The following is an 18226-nucleotide window of genomic DNA, read 5'->3' as shown; positions in this document are numbered from 1 at the left end:
GTCGGATTAGCCGGTGCGCCAGTTGCGATATTTAATTTTTACTATTTTGTTAAAAGGTCTGTAGTGAATAGTTTTGTTAAATTAACTCCTGCTAATAATAAATATTATTATTTTGGATTACTTTATATATTATTGACATTTACTATGTTGTTATTTGTGATATCTTAAATTTGGTTATTTGATTTGATAAATGGTAATAGTTTTCGGTTTACTGCAATACTAAGATTATTAAGAAAAATGGATGTCTAAATTATTGAGATACTGGTGAATATATTGTTATTGATAAATTTGCAGTTGATTGGCTTCTTTAGATATAAGTAGAAATTTTTCAAAATTTTCTTTTTCTACTGGGAAAGAAGTAGATACAGCAAATCCACATGGGGAGAGGGAATATACCTGTAGCGACGGAAAATGGACAGCTGAAGGTGGCACGTTGGATGAATTCACAGTTTCTGATTCAGGAGATAGTAGTGGGAGTAGTTCAGAAGGAGCAGGATTAACTAAAGGAGGAATTGTAAGTGAATTTGGAAGTGGGTTTGTCGATGGCTTTGGAGGTGGGGTTGATAGTACTGTAGATTTCTTCAAAAGTCTAACAACAGAACAAGGTTGGAAAGATTTGGGAATTGGGATGGTTGATTTTGCAATGCTAGGTTGTCAAACATGTCCTCAAGGAATGTTAATGAGATCTCAGCTTGCTAATAATACATATTCGTATATTCAGAATATTCCAAATATGACAGCCTATCAAATGGGTTATGACTTTGGGTTTGGAAGTGAAAAAGCTTTAGAAATATTAGCAACAAGAAAATTGGTTGGCAGTTTTAAAACTTATCCAAGAGCAAATGGATTTGGATTTGATTTTGGTTCAATTAGGTTTGATGTGCATACTTTTAGATTAGGAGGGAGGAAAACAGGGTATAATGTTTGGAGACCCCATATTGATATTCCCGGAAAGGTTAAACATTGGCCATGGCATCAAATAGATAAGTGGAAGAGAGGAGTATAATAAAAATTAAGATGATGAATGAAATAAAAGAAATTTTAGGGATAATTGAAATGGTACTATTTAAAAGAGAGATTTCATTGAATGAGCTTTATTTTTTATGGCCAGAATCCTTGAGTGATGATGAGTTTTTTGAGAATATATATGATGACATTGAAAGCGCAGTTGAACATCTTTCATTTCTTCCTTTGAAAGAGCTAAGTAAGAGCCAGTTTAGGAATTCTGTAGTTTATAGAATCTTAGTTATTGATTATAAAATATTAAAGTCTAATTTCAATATAAATCAATTAAAAGTTGCAAGAAGTAGAATAGATTTTCATAAACAAGTCCAACTTTCTGAAATTGATGATATAATTACTAATATTATAGAATCTATATAAATTGATCTAGGTCATTAAAGGAGAAGCTGCTCTCATATTGTAAATTTTAAAATTCTTTTATTGTTATTTAGTTTGAATGGATTGTCATAGCTTTTAAAAATAAAGTGGAATAGTAATTGGCTAGCTCAATATTTACAAGATTAACAAAATGAAAAAAAGCCAAGATTTTACAAGACTTAGATTACTAATTAAAGAAATTTATGGGATTGAAAATATAGAATTTGATACAGTGATAAATGAATTTAAGACTATTTCAGAAGATAACGATTATTTTATACGATCTTTTGAATTAGAGTTTAATATAGATATGAGCTCATTTCCTTATTATAAATATTATGAAGAGGATCAATTTATTCTTCTTTCAATCTTTCGAATACTGTTTGGAACATCAATGAAAGGAAAGAAAAAATTAACTGTAAGGCATTTATTAAGAGTAATACAGAATAAGAAATGGCATGAATAGTTCAGTTATTATAAGGTGTTTTATTGGTCTTATTGTGTTTGTTTTACCAAATTTTGTTTTTTCTCAGAAAAAAATAACACTTGAGGTTCGAATAGCTAATGATATTTGTGAGTGCTTTGATGGCAATGGTTTTACCGTATGGAATACACAAACAAGAGACTTCTTAGAGGGTTGTAGCAAGCATACGGCTATAAAGTATAAAGAAGAGTTGCAATTATATTTTGAAAGTGTTAAAGATTCAAGTTATAAATCAGGCTATGAATCTGGTAAGCTTTATTTTCAACAAAAAATCGCTCCTTTATTGCTTACTGATTGTGAGGCTATAAAAAAGATGAAAAATACACACTAATTTATTCTTATAATTTATAATGATTAAATCTTCACGATATGAAAAAAAATACTTTTAAAATAATATTTTTTCTTTTACTAATGGTTGGTCCTACATGGGCTCAAGCCCAGGCCGTTACGGTCCCAAATAATAGTGGAGGTAATCCTTTTTTTCTTTGGGCATATGGTAACAATACTTCCGAATCCCATATGAGAGTGGGTACTGATTATGGTCATCAAGGTGATGCTGCATTAGAGATTTGGCAATATGTACAAGGTGGTACACCTCCTCAGCCTGGAAAAGTAATTGTTAATGGGAATCTAGGTGTTGGAACTGTAAATCCTACCAGTAGGCTGTCTGTGAATGGTGACATTAAAGCAAAAGAAGTTAAGGTGGAATTAAGCGGTTGGTCAGATTTTGTATTTAAACCTGCTTATAATTTGCTACCCCTAAATCAACTTGAATCCTATATTCTTGAAAATGGGCATTTGCCTGAAGTTCCAGACGAAAAAGAGGTTTTAACAAACGGGATTGAGTTAGGGGCAATGGATGCTAAATTACTACAGAAGATAGAGGAGTTGACCTTATATGTCATTGACCTAAATAAGAAATTGCTTGAGCAGGAAAAATTGATTGAATCTCTAAGAAAGAGCCAAGAACCTGAAATGTAGTATTATGGTGAGATTGAGGGTTTACATACTTTTTGTTCTTTATTTATTGAGTAATTCCTCAATAATAGCTCAGAATATCCCAAAAAAAGGTTTTGGGATTAAATCTCCTCATTCTCAATTTTCCAAAGGACTTCCTTCGGGTTTAAGTGACCTGAATTTACCAGACAAACCTGAAATCCCCTACCTGGAAGAACTCAAGCAGATCCGGGATCTGAAGAAGTCCTATGATTCCCTTCAAAAAGAGATCAAAGAATTAAAGGAGGTTTCCGCTGACTCTGTCCAGCGTGATAGCTTATTGAAAGTAGCAAAGGAGAGGACCAAAGTGTTGTTGGATAATGAAAAGAAGACTTTGGAGAGTTTAGTTCAAAGTGAGGATATTCCCGGAGAGGAAATCAAAAATGCCTCTCAGAATATATTGAATAGGGTAGAGGAATCCCAAAACAGACTTGATGAGTTGACGAATGTTTCTGATCTGGAAACCTTGGTGGACCAGAACAATGAAAACCTGAAGGCCCTGACCAATGAGTGGATCATGCCCAAAATAGAAGAGCAGTTGACAGGGAAAATAAGTGGTGAGATAGATCCAAGGAATATGCAAATCCCTGATTTTTATGGAAAGGGAGCCTTGGAAGAGCTGACCAAAAACGGACTACCATCTGAAATGCCTTATGATCAGGCAAAGGCATTGGCTTCAGAGAAAGCTGCACATATCAGTGATGAATTCATCCAAAAATCTGGAAAGGACTTCAGCAAAATCAAAGTGGATTCTCTGGGTAACATCAAAACCATTCCTGCTTCATTGGAAAAGAAACGAAAGGCATTCATCGAACCCAATGAACTCAAGGGTGAGAAGTTTATCCATAGGATTGGTTTAAACCTCTGGTATGATCCATTGACTTCCTTTGGGGAGGGTCTTTTGTTGGATGGTGGAGTCTTTTATGGATTGAGGCATCAGTTTTCACTTCTTGGAGGAATTACCTGGAAAAAGCAGTTTGATGAGGAGGAGCCTTTGATCCGGGAAGGCTTTGGTTACTATTCCGGAATCCGGTTTGCAAAGGGAAACTGGTTTGCCCAAGGGACAGTCAATAGAAACCAGGTGACAGTTACCAACCCGGCAGGCTATGAATCCAGAGACTATGCAGGAAAAGCCTGGGCTTCTAGTATGGCCATTGGAAGAACGATTCCCATGGGTAAGTTTATCCGTTCAGTGGTGATCGGATCAATCGATCCTTTTTTTAATGAACAAAGCTCTTTTTACAAAAGTAGGGTTCAGCTCAAGATCGGTTTTGAAATAGGGTCCTTCAAGTTTCTTAAAAAGGAAATCAAAGAAAAGGCTTCCCTGGAATCCATTACGGATAAAGTTGACTCGAAAGCTGGTTTCCTGCCGGAGTTTGATTTCAATTGATTTTTTGAAATAGTGATATCCAATGATTCTTTTTAAATAAAACCGAATACACTTTAACACCTGTTTAATTTTAAGAAAATTTATTCCTTTTCTGGTCCTTTGAATTCCTCAGAAAATTAGATCGAGGGCTCTGGGCAACCTGAAGCTTCTGGTATAAAGCCGTTTGCTTCACTTCACTTTTTATTCCTTTTCCTTCAGGTCTTTGTCGCCCAAGATCTGGAGATGCTTCATAATTCATTGTTCCACAAAAACGAAAAAGATTATGGAGACTTCCGAAAGAAAAATTGATTTAGGTATTGTAGCTGAAATACAGTTGAGTTACAGTAACAACGTTAAAGCAAGTCAAAGACCCAAGGTGACCTGTTCCAGACAGGTTTAAGAAGTGTTGGTTGAATCCTGGGATAAAGAGCTTGGACTTTGTTGAGCACTTCAAAGTGATGCTACTGAACCGTACCAATAGGGTATTGGGAATGGTGACCATTTCAACCGGAGGAGCTGCTGGTACTGTGGTGGATGTAAAGAAAAAGGAAGTAAGAAGTTAGAATAATTTCTTAAGGAAATTGAGGAGGAAGGAGTTTGACGAAATTTTGGTCGTTTATCTGCAAAAACGTGGTATCGAAAAATATTTTAAATTAATCTTTTAAGTATAAGGATCTCCTTGTCAAGGAATTAGTAAATCCTATTGAGCATCAATATATTATTGGTTTTTGCACAATTAATTGAGAAAAAACTGTAGATTCAAATTCCAAAAAAGATCAAATAAGCTCAAAAGAAATGAGACCATTAAGGTGACCTGATAAAAATTAATATTTGTAACTATCTGAAAATAAAGGTTTAATAAGTTTGGGTTCAAATCCCGCCACCCCGACAAAACTAAAAAGTTTATTTATACCAAAGTCCTGTAAACCACTTGATTTACAGGACTTTGTTTTATGTTGAAACCGAGTTTTCCCTCTAATCAGAAAAATTTCTATTGAAGGATTAATTATTCCGATTACCGCAGATTCGTTTTGATTTTTAAAAATTATTTTAAAAAATTGGATTTTAAAGATAGACCCTGAAAAATTTGTGAATGAAAAACCTTGATCTCAGTCAGGATTTTTTTGATGAAGTAGCGTGCTGGAATTCTTTTATTAAGGGCGATAGAATAGCTCTTGAAAAGATCTATAGAGCCTATATCAATGATTTATTTCGATTTGGTTGCTCCTTGTTGCATGAGCCAGATCAGGTCAAGGATTATATCCAAGAGGTCTTTATAGACTTATGGAAATATCATTCCAATCTTCAAAAAACGGATAATGTCAAAAATTATCTCTTCAAATGCTTATCCAATAAAATCTATAAGGGTGTAAAGGATGAGACGAAGCGGAAGGGAATTGTTCAGGAACATGTTTCAGAATTAGAATATGTTTTTGACAGTCCTGAAAATGAGCTGATTAATCTGAATAGGGATGAGAATTTACGCAAGAAACTTCATGCAGCTGTGGTAGAATTACCTTTGCGCCAAAAGGAAGTAATCAACCATTTATTTTTTGATCAGCTTTCGTACGAACAAACGTCGAAATTGATGGAGATCAATCTAAAATCAGTTTATACCCTGGCCTGGAAGGCTTTGTCTAGCCTTAAGAAAACGCTTTAACCTCAGTGGTAAATTTTATTTTTTAAGGTTTTACGGAATATTCTATTGAATTTAAATTTTTGTAAAAAAAACATCTTTTTGGAAGGATAACTTTTGCCAAGTCTGTACTTATCTAAAGAATGCGGACTTTATGAGTAAATCAGAATACAATACCGAAGATTTTGTTTTAGACCCAGAATTTAGAAAATGGGTTTTGACAAATGATCCTGAAGCCAAGCGGTATTGGGAAGAATTTCTTTCTACCAATAAGAGTAAAATTCAAGAGGTTGAGAAGGCCAGAAAAATCCTGATTCATTTGTCTCAGGAAAGGTTTGCTTTGCCTGATTCTGAAATTGATTTACAGTGGAATATGATCAATGATAAGATTGATCATATGGAAGGTCTGAAAAGACAAACCAAAGTAGTCTCTCTGGATAGTTGGTCAGCCATTCAACACCATAAAGAACAATCTCGACAAAAAAGAAAAAGGAACTTTATAAGAACAGCCGTATTTGCTTTTTCTGCTTTAGGTTGTTTCATTTTTGCAGTTTGGTTCCAATCTCAAAAATTTGATGATACTCAAGAGGTAGAATTGTCCTATGAAACAATGGAAGTGCCTGCAGGAGTGAAATCAAATTATCTTCTTCCTGATGGTACTGAAGTTACCTTGAACTCCCAGAGTAAAATAACTTTTGAAAAAAACTTTTCAGGAGACATCAGAGAAATTGAATTAGTTGGTGAGGGATTTTTTGATGTAGCTGAAGATTCTTTAAGGCCTTTCATCGTCAAAACCCAACAAGTTTCCACGCAAGCATTAGGAACTGCATTTAATATTAAAGCTTATCCAGAGGAACCCATTTCTGTCTCATTGATCAGAGGTTCTGTTTTGGTGACAAATAGTGAAGTTTCTGATTTTAAAGAGAAGCTTGTTCCCGGCGAAGAAATGTTCGCCACCTTGGATAACTCTACTTGGATAAAGGGGCAATTTGATCTTAAACAAGCATTGGCTTGGATGAACAAAACTTTGATTTTTGATAAAACCCCATTCATTACGACTGTCCACTCACTTGAAAAATGGTTTGGAGTCACTTTTACTTTTGAAAATGATATTCCAAAGAACCTATTTGTAACGGGTGAATTCAAAGATGAATCACTTAAAAATATATTGGATGGGATGAGCTATTCTTCTCGGTTTAGCTATACCATCGATGGTAAAAAAGTCAACTTAAAATTTAAACCCTAATTCTATTAGCCTATGAACGAAACTCATTTTTAAAAAAAAAGCTGAAGGTGCGGCAACACCTCCAGCAGATTACGGACTGAAAGTCATAAGACTACTTTTCTTTCAGATCCAGATGATTACACTATTCTTCACAGTATAAACACTTCGTAAAGTTATGAAAAAAGTCATACTCTTACATGTATTGGCTATGTCCAAAAGAATACTCTATATTTTCTTTATTCAGTGCTTGTCTATGAGCCTGTTATTTGCCAATAATGGCAATGCGCAGGTAAAAAAAATAGATGAAGTACCTATTTCACTTGAGTTCACCAATTCAAGTGTACTCCAGGCGTTTGCAAGGATCGAAGCGGAGACCGGTTTCAACTTTGTATATACCAACAAAGTGCTGAAAGATATCCCAGAGGTATCAATTCAGACAAACGGTTCTCTTTATGATATGTTGGTTGAATTCTCACTCCAGACCGGATTGAAGTTCAAACAAATAAACAACAACATCCATGTGAGTAATGGAGGTAATTCCCCTCTTCAAAACTCTGTGATGATTCAAGAGGCTAAAAAGGAGACTATTTCCGGTGTCATTGTAGATGAGACAAATACTCCTCTACCGGGAGTATCAGTTATTGAAAAAGGCACTACCAATGGTGTAGTAACTGACCTCGACGGGAAATTTACTCTAACGGTTGACTCTGAGCAGTCTGTTGTTGTTTTCAGCTTCATAGGAATGAAAACCATTGAGTTAGAAGTCGGTTCCAGAAGAATGTTTAACCTGACTTTGGAAGACGATACCAAATCTCTGGATGAGGTAGTCGTAGTAGGTTATGGTACTCAGAAAAGAAGAGAAATTACTTCTTCTGTAGCCAAAGTAGATCAAGAAAGCTTTGTTCAGGGCAATGTTAGAAGCCCATTGGATCTGATCCAAGGTAAAGTGGCTGGTCTAAGCATTACTCGTACTGAAGGTAACAATCCTAACTCTGGCGTTGCGATTCAGATGAGAGGTGTGACTTCCATCACTGGTAATTTAGCTCCTTTGATCGTTATTGACGGGATCCCAGGTGGTAATCTGGACCTGTTGCAGCAAGATGATATTGCTTCTTTTGAAGTCTTGAAAGATGGATCTGCAGCAGCTATCTATGGTACCCGTGGTAACAACGGTGTAATTTTGATCACTACTAAAAAAGGAAAAGCTGGTGAGCCAACTTTCAATTACAATACTTACTTCTCAAAAGATGCAGTAGCAAGAAAGCCTGACTTCTTGACTCCAGCTCAATACCGTGGCTTGATTGCTGATGGATTAATTGGAGAAGTAAATGACTTAGGAGCATCTACAGATTTGTATGATGAATTGATCAACAAACAAAACCTCAGTCAATATCATAATTTCTCAGCTTCTGGGGGATCTTTGAATTCGAATTACCGTGCATCTTTTTATATCAATGATATGGAAGGTATCGCGAAAGAAAATTCAAGAAGACAGTATGGTGCTCGTATCAACTTGAATCAAACCGGTGTAAACGGAAGATTACAATTGGCAGCAAACCTTGCTACTAACTTCAACAAAGCAAATCTACTTGGTGGTGGAGGAGGAGACTTCGAGCAAGCTATCCAGAGAAACCCTACTGCTCCGATCAGAAACCCTGATGGGACTTTTGTAGAAACTCAAGCATATAACAATTACAATCCACTTTCGAGATACGAATACAGAACTGACGAAAGAAACCAGCAGACTTTTTCTGGTGATTTAAGATTGACTTTTGAGATTCTAGAAGGCTTGAATATCAGTGCTTTTGGTGCTCATACCCAGAATACTTATAATGATAGACAATATAGATCTTTGAAAGATTTTGCTCAGAGACCAAATGCTGAATTCCAAGGAACAGGTTATGCCAGAAAATATAATGCCTTGACTTGGTCAGATGTATTTGAGTCTACTTTGAACTACAAGAGAGTTGTTGGAGATCATTCATTTGATGTCTTGGGAGGATATAGTTATCAGTACAATACTTTTGAGGATTTTGCAGTCAATAACTCAGGTTTTACAACTGATGCTTTTCAGGATTGGAACTTAGGTGCTGGTACTGCTATCAACAATACACAATTGCCAAGACCAGGAATGGGATCATTCAAAGAAGATAATACTTTGATTGCCTTATTTGGTAGAGTAAGCTATAGCTACAAAGAGAAAATCTTCGGTCAATTGATCATGAGACGTGAAGGTTCTTCCAAATTCGGTGAGAATCACAAGTGGGGTAACTTCCCTGCAGCATCCGTTGGATGGGATCTTTCTAAAGAATCTTTCCTTCAAAACTCAAGTTCTGTTGAAAACCTAAAGTTGAGATTGGGTTATGGTGTGACTGGTAACCAAGGTATTCCAAACTATCAGTCTTTGGTTACTTTAAGTACAGGTGGTGTATATCCACAAAATGGAGTGTACTATCAGACTTATGGTCCAGCTAGAAACCCAAATCCAAACTTGAAGTGGGAGAAAAAGCAAGAGTGGAACTTCGGGGTTGATTTTGCCTTCTTCAACAATAAGTTATCAGGTTCATTGGATGTTTATCAAAGAGAGACTGTTGACTTGTTGAATAGATATACAGCACAGCAACCTCCTTTCGTAAGAGATAACATTTATACAAACGTAGGTAGTATCAGAAATAGAGGGGTTGAATTGTATTTAAATGCTATGTTAGTTAGCAAAGATGACTTTACCTACTCCATTGATTTCACAGGAAACGTGATTGGAAATGAGATTACTCAACTTTCCAATGAGTTTTATTCTGCTGATTATTTAGAATTTGGATTCTTGCCATCTCCAGGAAACCTAGGTGCAGCTATCCGAGTGACTGAAGGTGGAAAAGTAGGTAACTTCTATGGTAAAAAATTCGCAGGATTCAATGAAGATGGAAAGTGGTTATTCTTAAAAGCTGATGGATCTGCTGTTACTGCTGATCAAATTGCTCCAGAAGATCTTTCAATCATTGGAAACGGGGTGCCTAAATACATGGCGAGTTTGAATAACTCTTTCCGTTATAAAAACTTTGACTTGACTGTCTTCTTCAGAGGTAAGTTTGGATATGACATCCTGAACACCCAAGATCTTTATTTTGGAAACAAAGCATGGTTGCCAAACAACCTTTTAGAAAGTGCTATTACCAAACATAATGAGCTGAACGATAATCCTCAATTCTCTGACTATTACTTAGAAAGTGGAAGCTTTGTGAAGCTTGACAATGTCACTTTGGGTTACAACTTCAATTTGAAAGGTAACACAGTTAAGAACCTGAGATTGTACGCAACAGGTAGAAATCTGGCGACTTTCACCAGCTATTCAGGGCTAGATCCTGAACTTCAAGACACTGGATTTACGACTGGTATCGACAATCGTGGGTTCTATCCCCGCACCAATTCGTATACGCTAGGTTTGAAAGTTACATTCTAAAGACTCTGAAAAATGAAAAATATCAAAAGAATATATAGCATAGCCATCGCACTTCTCGTTTTGGGATTTGCAGGATGTATGGACCTTTCTGAGACTTTCTACAGTGAGTTGTCCAAAGATAATTTTTACAATAATAAATTGGAGGTGATGCAAGGGGTCTTAAGGCCTTTTACTCACATGCAAGCATGGTTGGCGCCTACAGGTCAAAATGGTTTTTACTATCATAGTGAGTCTGCAGCTGACCAAATTGCTTGGCCACAGAAAGGACGTCATGGATACGATGGTGGTGATCATATTCGTCTTCACTACCATACTTGGACAGCTAATGAGCCAAGAATGCGTTCTGCCTGGAGCTTAATGTGGAGTGGAGTTGGGTATGTAAATGCTATCCTAGAAGATGTAGAGAGCCTAGACATTGAGAAAGCTGGTATGACTGAAGAAGAAAGACAAAGCATCATTTCCGAGGTCAAAGTAATGAGAGCTTATCACTACATGAGACTGATGGATATGTGGGGTAATGTGCCGATTGTTACTAAAGTTGGTGAGCCATTGAGCCCTCCTACAGCTCCAAGATCTGAGGTTTTTGAATTTGTGAAAAATGAACTTGAGGAGAATGTAGAAAACCTTGAGCCTCTTTCTCAAGAATTGGTAGGTAGAGTTTCCAAAGCAGCTGGTTATACAATGCTATCTGAGCTATACTTGAATGCTGAAAAATGGAATGGTACTCCTATGTGGGATGAATCAATTGCCTATGCAGATAAAGTGATCAATGGAGAAGGTGGATCATTGACCGGAGCTATGGGATTGGATCCAGATATTAACGGTCCATTCAGAAATGACAATCACAACTCTCCTGAAAACATCTTCCAATTTGCTTTTAGCCGACAAGGTGGATTCTCTTTTGGATGGGGTGGTTTCTTTATGGGATACTCCAATATGTCGGAGGCTTTAAATGTGACTTACAGTGGATGGAATGCGTTTGTTGTTATCCCTTCAGCTTTTGATGCATACAAAGAAAATGACGTGAGAAAGAAGGAATGGTTCCTATTTGGTCCTCAATATAAATATCAGTCAAATGAGCCGGTAATCGGAACTGAGGAGTATGACGGAGAACCACTTGTATATGTCAACACTATCAGAAGAAACAGTGAAGGCGCAACAGGTGAAGGTTCCATGACTGAAGGTGAAGAAAACTCTGGTGCTAGATTCAACAAGTATAAGTCCGGAACGAAAGATGATCCTGATTATCAAGAAAATGATTATATCATCTATCGACTTACTGAACTGTATTTCAACAAAGCAGAAGCTTTGATGCGTAAAAATGGAGGTCAAGCTACAGCTGAAGCAGTTGCTTTGATTAATGAATCTAAGAAAAGAGCTTTTTCGGACGAAGATTGGGCTTCAGAAGCCTATACAACAGCTACTTTGACTTTAGATGAGTTATTGGCCGAACGTGGAAGAGAATTTATCTTTGAAGGAAAACGTAGAACAGACTTAATAAGATTTGGTAAGTTTACGACCGGAGAATGGTGGGATCATGAGCCAAGTTCTGATCCGAACTTAGAATTATTCCCTATTCCAGAAATTCAAGTGAACTCAAACCCTAACCTGGTACAGAATCCAGGTTATTAAAAAGCTTGAGAAGGTTTGGCATTCAGTTGCCGAACCTTCTCATTTTATATCTAGTAAAATCAATCAATTTATTCACCTATGCTTTTGAACCCTAGATTGCTTGGGCTAGGAATAGCTTTGACTATTGCAGCTCCAACTTTCAATTCGCAGGCTCAAACCGTATCTAAACTGACGCTGGATTCCTTCACAAATAATAAAGGAAGCTGGAAAGAAGTGGGAAAGGTTTGGACAGACCTATCTGCTAAAGAACATACCTTGTATGCTGAAGGAGATGGGACCATTTTATTGAATGCCCCAGCTAAGAAAAAACCTGGAGCTGATCTGATCTCTGAAGAGAAATTTGGAGATGTAGAGCTCAAACTGGTTTACATGATGGCTGAAGGATCCAACTCAGGATTGTACCTACAGGGCCAATATGAAATCCAATTACTTGACAGCTGGCAGGAAACCAATCCAAAGTCAGGCAGTAATGGTGGAGTCTATGAGCGTTGGGATGAATCAAAGCCAGCTGGACAAAATGGGTTTCAAGGTTATGCTCCAAGACAAAACGTAAGCAAAGCACCTGGGATTTGGCAGACTCTGGAAGTTGGATTTCAAGCTCCAAGATTTGCTTCAAATGGAGAGAAAACCCAGAATGCAATACTTCGCTATGTAAGACTTAATGGCGTAACAATTCATGAAAATTTAGAACTTTTTGGCCCTACAAGAGGAGCCTTGGCAGGAGGTGAAGTTGCTGAAGGACCAATCCGTATTCAAGGTGACCATGGCCCAGTTGCCATCCAATCATTAGAGGTAAAAAGAATGGATATCAGTGCACCTGATTTTAAATCCATCTCTTATACTGTTTATCCTGGATCATTTAATGAGTTTCCGGAAGCAAGTGCTTTGAAAGCCGATAATTCTGGGAAAATCAATTCATTTGATGATTTTAAATCCGGAGTTTCAGGAGCTTCGATGACCAAATTTGAAGGAACAATCCAAATTAAAGAAGCTGGTAATTACACATTCGATCTTGATGTGCCAAGAGGTTTAGGTGCATTGCAAATCGGTGCAGGAAGCACTGCAGTTGATTTAAAAGGTGGAAGAACCAGAGTCGAAAAATCACTTCCGCAAGGAGACGTTCCTTATGTACTTTGGGTTTCCAAACCAAGAGATTGGACAGCACAAGGATTTAACCTTTCTGCTTTTGCAGATGGTATGTGGCCAACCGAACTGAGCGCTCCTGTTTTGTCTTTTGACAATTCAGTGGATCCAATTTGGGTGGAAAGCAATGAAACTCCTGTTTTGCGAAGTTTTGTTGAGCTACCAAATAGAACCAAGCTTTCACATGCAGTTTCTGTATCCAGTGAATTTGGAACTCATTTCACTTATGACCTTGAAACAAATCAATTGATCAGAGTCTGGAGAGGTGCATTTATAGATGCCACGCCTATGTGGCATAGCAGAGGAAATGGTGTTTCAAGACCTTTGGGAGTAGTTACCGAATTAAGCTTGGATACTCCATTATTATTGACTCCATCTTTTCAACCATCTGACATCGCTTTGAAAGGTACAGGTTACCAAATCTTAGGAAATGGTGATATGGAATTTGGAGCAAAATCCGCATCAGGACTGACTCTGAAAGATCATATTAAGCTGATGGAAGACGGAAAAGGAGTTGTTAGAGAAATGGAAATTTCAGGAACTTCTCAAGGATATCAAGTAAAAATCATGCCTGGTAAATCCTTGAAAAAGGTGTCAAAAACATTATATCTCGTGGAAGATACAGGGGCATATCTGGAAGTGTTGACAGAGGATGCTACGCCTCAAGTGGGATCGGAAGGTATTTACTTGCCGCTTAAATCGAAGTTGAGCTATGTTTTATTGTTTTAATCCTGGCCTGAAGAAGATGAAAAAGATGACTATTAAACAAATATTACTAGGGGCACTTTGTTTCGGATTAGTACATGCCACCCTAGCTCAGGAATCTCCAAAAGAGGAAGATTACTTTAAAATAGCAAGAGTTCCTGCTCCAGAAGGTTTGCTTTTGGAAGTGGGAGGACTTACCATGTTGCCAAATGGTAATTTGGGTGTTTCTACCCGTAGAGGAGACGTGTTTGTGGTTGAAAACCCAACTTCGACTCGACCATATTTCAAGAAATTTGCTTCCGGTCTTCATGAGGCCTTAGGTCTTTATTTCGAAGACGGAGCATTTTATGCTGCGCAAAGAGGAGAATTGACCAAAATGGTAGATACCAATGGAGATGGTCAAGCTGATTTGTATGAAACAGTTGCTGCATGGCCATTATCTTCTCATTATCATGAGTACAGCTTTGGTCCAAAAGTAGCGAGTGATGGTAATTTCATCGTGACTGGCAATGTGGCTTTTGGTGACCAAGAATGGTGGAGAGGAGAGAGTCGAGTACCTTTCAGAGGTTGGACTATGAAAATCCATAGAGATGGAACGATCGAGCCTTTTGCTACTGGTATGCGATCTCCAGCTGGGGTAGGAATGTTGTATGGTGAAGTGTTTTACACAGAAAATCAAGGAGATTACCAAGGATCAGGTGGTCTTTGGCATGTGGAAAAAGGTGATTTCACTGGCCATCCGGCAGGGTTGAAATGGTCTGGGATTCCTAATTCTCCAATCAAGATGACAACAGAACAGTTTGATAAGATTGTTGATCCTCAGCGAGTAAAGGATGAGAATGGACGATATATCAAGCCGGAAAATGTGGTAGATGATAATTTCATAACGCTTTACGAAGCAAAGAAATCTCTTCCTCAAATTAAACTTCCTGCTGTTTGGTTCCCTTATGGTGTTCATGGGATTTCCACTTCTGAGCCAATCGTTATTCCAGATAATTTCTATGGTCCATTCGCAGGTCAGATTCTGGTAGGTGATCAAGGTCAGAGTAAAATCATGCGTGTTTTCCTTGAAAAAGTAAATGGTGAGTATCAAGGTGCTTCTATCGACTTCAGAAGTGGATTCCAGTCTGGTGTTCTTAGAATGGTATTTGCGGAAGATCAATCACTTTTCGTAGGTGAAACAAATAGAGGATGGGGTTCTGCAGGAGATGCGAATGAAGGTTTGCAGCGATTGGTTTGGAACCGTGAGCTTCCATTTGAAATGAGAACAGTCAAGGCAAAACCTGATGGATTTGAAATTGAATTCACCAAACCGGTAGACAAAAACTCAGCAGAAGATCTAGCTTCTTATGCAGTTGATAGCTATACCTATAAATATCATCCAGTTTACGGTAGCCCTCCGGTTAGAAACATGAGCCATGAAATCTTGGGTGTGGAAGTATCTGAAGATGGAATGACCGTAAGAATTGCAGTAAAAGATATCAAGCAATACCATGTTCATAAAATCAGTCTTCCGGGAATCCGTGAAGCGCAGGATTCTCATGAATTGGTACATATGGATGCTTATTATACTTTGAATAATATTCCTACTGGTGCTAAAATGGTGATCAAGCCAAAGCCGGTTCCAGTTGTGGAGGAGAAAAAGCCAGAGCCAAAGGCAACAACTTCTAAGGCAGTAGCTTCCAATGCAATTCCTTCAGAAGCTGAGATCAAGACTTTGCTTGCCAAAAACACTTGTGTGGCATGTCATGCTCCAAATAAAAAAGTGGTAGGACCAGGATTTAATGAGATTGCGAAAAGAAAATATACTCCAGAAAAAATTGTTGAGTTGATCTATAATCCAAAGCCTGAAAACTGGCCAGGATATGCAACTCCAATGGCTCCAATGCCACAGGTGAAAAGAGAAGATGCATTGAAAATTGCTCGATGGATCAATTCACTGGATAGTAAATAATAGAGCGTTAAGTCAAATCAGGTCTGATTTGGAATAAAAAACCCGAAACCTATTAGGTCTCGGGTTTTTCCTTTTATAAAAGTTAGTGGTTTAACAATTCGAAATTTTTCTGGGATCCGTAGGTTTGATGGAATCAAAGCATGGATTATCCATAACACCTTTTTGCTTGCATCTTTCGCAGGCTTCTTCATAGGAATACAAAGGGTGAGAAGTGGGTTTTGACGCAAAAAACAGATCCATTTGTGCAAGGGCACAAATTGCTAGTTTATCATCTTCACTTTCTGGTTCAGGACTACCTGTTCCTTCCTCATTCCCAAACCATCTTTTGCAGGCTTGGGCTTTGGCTACTTCCGGATCGATATCAGGGTTTTGTGAATAGAGTTGTAAGAAAGTAGCTGCTACCAAATCCTGTGCTTCATACAATCTTATATCTGGCATTTTGCTTGAATCAGGAGTACATTTTCCTGTTACTCCAGCTGCGATCATATGATTGCCAATGAGGTAAGGGGTTTCTTTTTTTGAATCTGGGAAAATCTTGAATTTTCCAGCTTGCAGTACATTCACCTGAGGGATATTATCTACCTGAGGAAGAATATCAGGATAGGCCGTTCTAAACCATCCTGGAGCCTGTGGATCGTATAGGGGAGAGCCACAAATCAAAAGTGGCAAAGTGTATTTACTGTCTTTATCCATTCCAGGAGGATTTAAAAAGAGTTCCAGCATGGACTTGATATAGTCTCGGTCTTTTGGCCTATCAAAAAAAGCAGAAGCCATCATGATAGGCATGTAATCATTTGGATATTCGCTTTCACCTGAACCTGGGGCTGCCACTGGATTCACGTCGATAAAAGTCTTATAATAATCCACATCTTCTTCAGCTACACCGGAAGAAGTCAACATCCTTGACCAGCGTTGCATAGTCATGGCATTGTCAAATGATCCTGCTTGCAATACTGCCCAAGGTGGATAATGCATCAATAGCAATCCTCTTTGTCCAATCATATTCAGACCTAAGGGAGGGAAAAGCTGCCACTTGGAAGTACCATCGTTTGGATTGAGGTTGACATGATAGTCTTTCATGGGATTCCAAACTCCCAATTTCTTCATCAATTTCATGCCTTTGATTGCTTTTTGAGCATACTCTGGCCCAAAAACTTTTACATGTCTTTTTGCAAATGATTTTAAAATCTTTTTGTCTGTACTACCCTCTATTTTGATATGGTATTCACCTTTTTGGAGTCTTGCGCTTACATTTTCAATTCCTTTTATCCCATCGGCCTTTAAAGAATGTTTTGTGTAGTGCTCGATGACATCAGTCAATTTTTTAAATTTTAAATCTGCATTGGCATATTTTGCAGGTGGGTACAGTTGTGCTATTTTTCTTGCCGGACCCAGGCAATATTCAAAAGAGTTATTCATCAGTAGGATGCTTTAGTGGTTTTATCATTTTTCCATTCTGAAAAATCAGGAATTACATATAGTCCATCGGTTGGAGCTTTGTCGTTGGGATTCCAAGTGGTTTTTACCCAAAAATTGGAGGCATCTGGAAAGTTTTGATGGAATAGATTTGCATTTCCAGGTTCATTGTCAAAAGTAGCTACCACAGTTCCTTTCAGGGATTTTATTGCTGCCAGAGCCTGGTTTTTATAATCCACATCTTTTTCGGATTTGTCAGCTTTTAAATTAAGCTCACATCTCCCTTTCCAAAAGGGGAATCCATTGTTAGTCAGGGAAAGCGTAGTTCCTTGGCCCATTCCATTATCCAAGCCTCGATCACCGATATGCCTTCCAGTTAGATAGTAGATTAAGGCGCCAGCCTCATGACAGGCATTGGCAAAATCCACAGCTCCAGGATTAGGTAAATCGAGAGAAACATAAGTATCAGTAAAAAAGGTTGATCCCCAATACTTGATAAAAGGATCTAAGGATTGACTGTTGGGATCAAGTCCTGAATTGGTCAGGGCGTAGGTCACACTCCAATTCATATCTGAGAGTTTCAGCTTATTGGCAACTGCGACAAAATCAGGGAAGTCGTCCCCTTGAATAGCTGCGAAGTTCTGGATAATTACCAGGTTTCTTCGTGCGGTGGAAAACAGAGTGTCATCCAAATCAAAAACTACTATCGGTAAATTCTTTTCGGATTTGATTTTGGAAAGGACCTGTTGGAGTTGAGAAAAATCACTCATTATTGAGATTTATAAAGTTGAGATATTAGAAAAATAATCGTTAATGATTCAATATATAG

General features: G+C 37.8%; 15 protein-coding genes. 13 read left to right on the top strand and 2 right to left on the bottom strand.

Going from position 1 to position 18226, the window contains the following annotated elements; genetic code table 11:
• Positions 1 to 298: 298 nt before the first annotated feature.
• From J0A69_RS18610 to J0A69_RS18550, 13 genes are all read left to right on the top strand, one after another.
• Positions 299 to 1006: a hypothetical protein gene (locus J0A69_RS18610; protein ID WP_206588131.1), complete on the top strand. Its 708-nt coding sequence runs from the start codon at positions 299 to 301 to the stop codon at positions 1004 to 1006.
• A 14-nt stretch (positions 1007 to 1020) separates the two neighbouring features.
• A complete protein-coding gene (locus tag J0A69_RS18605; protein WP_206588130.1) occupies positions 1021 to 1383 on the top strand; it encodes a hypothetical protein in 363 nt (120 codons plus the stop codon).
• A gap of 148 nt (positions 1384 to 1531) precedes the next feature.
• Positions 1532 to 1846, top strand: coding sequence for a DUF1493 family protein (locus J0A69_RS18600; protein WP_206588129.1), 315 nt, complete (start codon positions 1532 to 1534; stop codon positions 1844 to 1846).
• Positions 1839 to 2195, top strand: coding sequence for a hypothetical protein (locus J0A69_RS18595; RefSeq protein WP_206588128.1), 357 nt, complete (start codon positions 1839 to 1841; stop codon positions 2193 to 2195). Before J0A69_RS18600 ends, J0A69_RS18595 begins: the two co-directional genes overlap by 8 nt.
• A gap of 38 nt (positions 2196 to 2233) precedes the next feature.
• Positions 2234 to 2845 carry a hypothetical protein gene (locus J0A69_RS18590; protein ID WP_206588127.1) on the top strand — a complete coding sequence of 204 codons (612 nt, stop codon included), beginning with the start codon at positions 2234 to 2236 and terminating at the stop codon, positions 2843 to 2845.
• 4 nt (positions 2846 to 2849) lie between these two features.
• The gene (locus J0A69_RS18585) at positions 2850 to 4250 is read left to right on the top strand and encodes a hypothetical protein (RefSeq protein WP_206588126.1); all 1401 of its coding nucleotides are present in this window, start codon (positions 2850 to 2852) and stop codon (positions 4248 to 4250) included.
• Between the two features lie 437 nt (positions 4251 to 4687).
• Complete coding sequence (locus J0A69_RS18580) at positions 4688 to 4792, top strand: hypothetical protein (protein ID WP_206588125.1); 105 nt, start codon at positions 4688 to 4690, stop codon at positions 4790 to 4792.
• Positions 4793 to 5322: 530 nt separating this feature from the next.
• Positions 5323 to 5889, top strand: coding sequence for an RNA polymerase sigma factor (locus J0A69_RS18575; RefSeq protein WP_206588124.1), 567 nt, complete (start codon positions 5323 to 5325; stop codon positions 5887 to 5889).
• Between the two features lie 130 nt (positions 5890 to 6019).
• Entirely contained in the window at positions 6020 to 7111 is a 1092-nt protein-coding gene (locus J0A69_RS18570; protein ID WP_206588123.1) for a FecR family protein, read from the top strand.
• Positions 7112 to 7265: 154 nt separating this feature from the next.
• Entirely contained in the window at positions 7266 to 10547 is a 3282-nt protein-coding gene (locus tag J0A69_RS18565; protein WP_236032997.1) for a SusC/RagA family TonB-linked outer membrane protein, read from the top strand.
• 12 nt (positions 10548 to 10559) lie between these two features.
• Positions 10560 to 12179, top strand: a complete 1620-nt coding sequence (locus J0A69_RS18560; RefSeq protein WP_206588122.1) for a RagB/SusD family nutrient uptake outer membrane protein — start codon at positions 10560 to 10562, stop codon at positions 12177 to 12179.
• A 78-nt stretch (positions 12180 to 12257) separates the two neighbouring features.
• The gene (locus J0A69_RS18555) at positions 12258 to 14051 is read left to right on the top strand and encodes a 3-keto-disaccharide hydrolase (RefSeq protein ID WP_206588121.1); all 1794 of its coding nucleotides are present in this window, start codon (positions 12258 to 12260) and stop codon (positions 14049 to 14051) included.
• 25 nt (positions 14052 to 14076) lie between these two features.
• Complete coding sequence (locus J0A69_RS18550) at positions 14077 to 15981, top strand: c-type cytochrome (protein ID WP_206588164.1); 1905 nt, start codon at positions 14077 to 14079, stop codon at positions 15979 to 15981.
• 90 nt (positions 15982 to 16071) lie between these two features.
• Here the strand turns inward: J0A69_RS18550 and J0A69_RS18545 are convergent, their stop codons facing one another.
• Entirely contained in the window at positions 16072 to 17400 is a 1329-nt protein-coding gene (locus tag J0A69_RS18545; RefSeq protein ID WP_206588120.1) for a hypothetical protein, read from the bottom strand.
• Positions 17400 to 18167, bottom strand: a complete 768-nt coding sequence (locus tag J0A69_RS18540) for a hypothetical protein (protein ID WP_206588119.1) — start codon at positions 18165 to 18167, stop codon at positions 17400 to 17402. Before J0A69_RS18540 ends, J0A69_RS18545 begins: the two co-directional genes overlap by 1 nt.
• Positions 18168 to 18226 lie beyond the last annotated feature (59 nt).

The organism is Algoriphagus pacificus, assembly GCF_017254845.1.
Lineage (GTDB): Bacteria > Bacteroidota > Bacteroidia > Cytophagales > Cyclobacteriaceae > Algoriphagus > Algoriphagus pacificus.
This window is presented reverse-complemented; position numbering and strand designations above follow the sequence as displayed.

What these genes read in the sequence shown, in the direction of transcription:
- J0A69_RS18540 (WP_206588119.1), bottom strand. Translation starts at nt 18,167, where the DNA reads ATGAGTGATTTTTCTCAACTCCAACAGGTCCTTTCCAAAATCAAATCC.
- J0A69_RS18565 (WP_236032997.1), top strand. Translation starts at nt 7,266, where the DNA reads ATGAAAAAAGTCATACTCTTACATGTATTGGCTATGTCCAAAAGAATA.
- J0A69_RS18590 (WP_206588127.1), top strand. Translation starts at nt 2,234, where the DNA reads ATGAAAAAAAATACTTTTAAAATAATATTTTTTCTTTTACTAATGGTT.
- J0A69_RS18570 (WP_206588123.1), top strand. Translation starts at nt 6,020, where the DNA reads ATGAGTAAATCAGAATACAATACCGAAGATTTTGTTTTAGACCCAGAA.
- J0A69_RS18580 (WP_206588125.1), top strand. Translation starts at nt 4,688, where the DNA reads ATGCTACTGAACCGTACCAATAGGGTATTGGGAATGGTGACCATTTCA.
- J0A69_RS18585 (WP_206588126.1), top strand. Translation starts at nt 2,850, where the DNA reads ATGGTGAGATTGAGGGTTTACATACTTTTTGTTCTTTATTTATTGAGT.
- J0A69_RS18595 (WP_206588128.1), top strand. Translation starts at nt 1,839, where the DNA reads ATGAATAGTTCAGTTATTATAAGGTGTTTTATTGGTCTTATTGTGTTT.
- J0A69_RS18575 (WP_206588124.1), top strand. Translation starts at nt 5,323, where the DNA reads ATGAAAAACCTTGATCTCAGTCAGGATTTTTTTGATGAAGTAGCGTGC.
- J0A69_RS18605 (WP_206588130.1), top strand. Translation starts at nt 1,021, where the DNA reads ATGAATGAAATAAAAGAAATTTTAGGGATAATTGAAATGGTACTATTT.
- J0A69_RS18550 (WP_206588164.1), top strand. Translation starts at nt 14,077, where the DNA reads ATGACTATTAAACAAATATTACTAGGGGCACTTTGTTTCGGATTAGTA.
- J0A69_RS18560 (WP_206588122.1), top strand. Translation starts at nt 10,560, where the DNA reads ATGAAAAATATCAAAAGAATATATAGCATAGCCATCGCACTTCTCGTT.
- J0A69_RS18555 (WP_206588121.1), top strand. Translation starts at nt 12,258, where the DNA reads ATGCTTTTGAACCCTAGATTGCTTGGGCTAGGAATAGCTTTGACTATT.
- J0A69_RS18600 (WP_206588129.1), top strand. Translation starts at nt 1,532, where the DNA reads ATGAAAAAAAGCCAAGATTTTACAAGACTTAGATTACTAATTAAAGAA.
- J0A69_RS18545 (WP_206588120.1), bottom strand. Translation starts at nt 17,400, where the DNA reads ATGAATAACTCTTTTGAATATTGCCTGGGTCCGGCAAGAAAAATAGCA.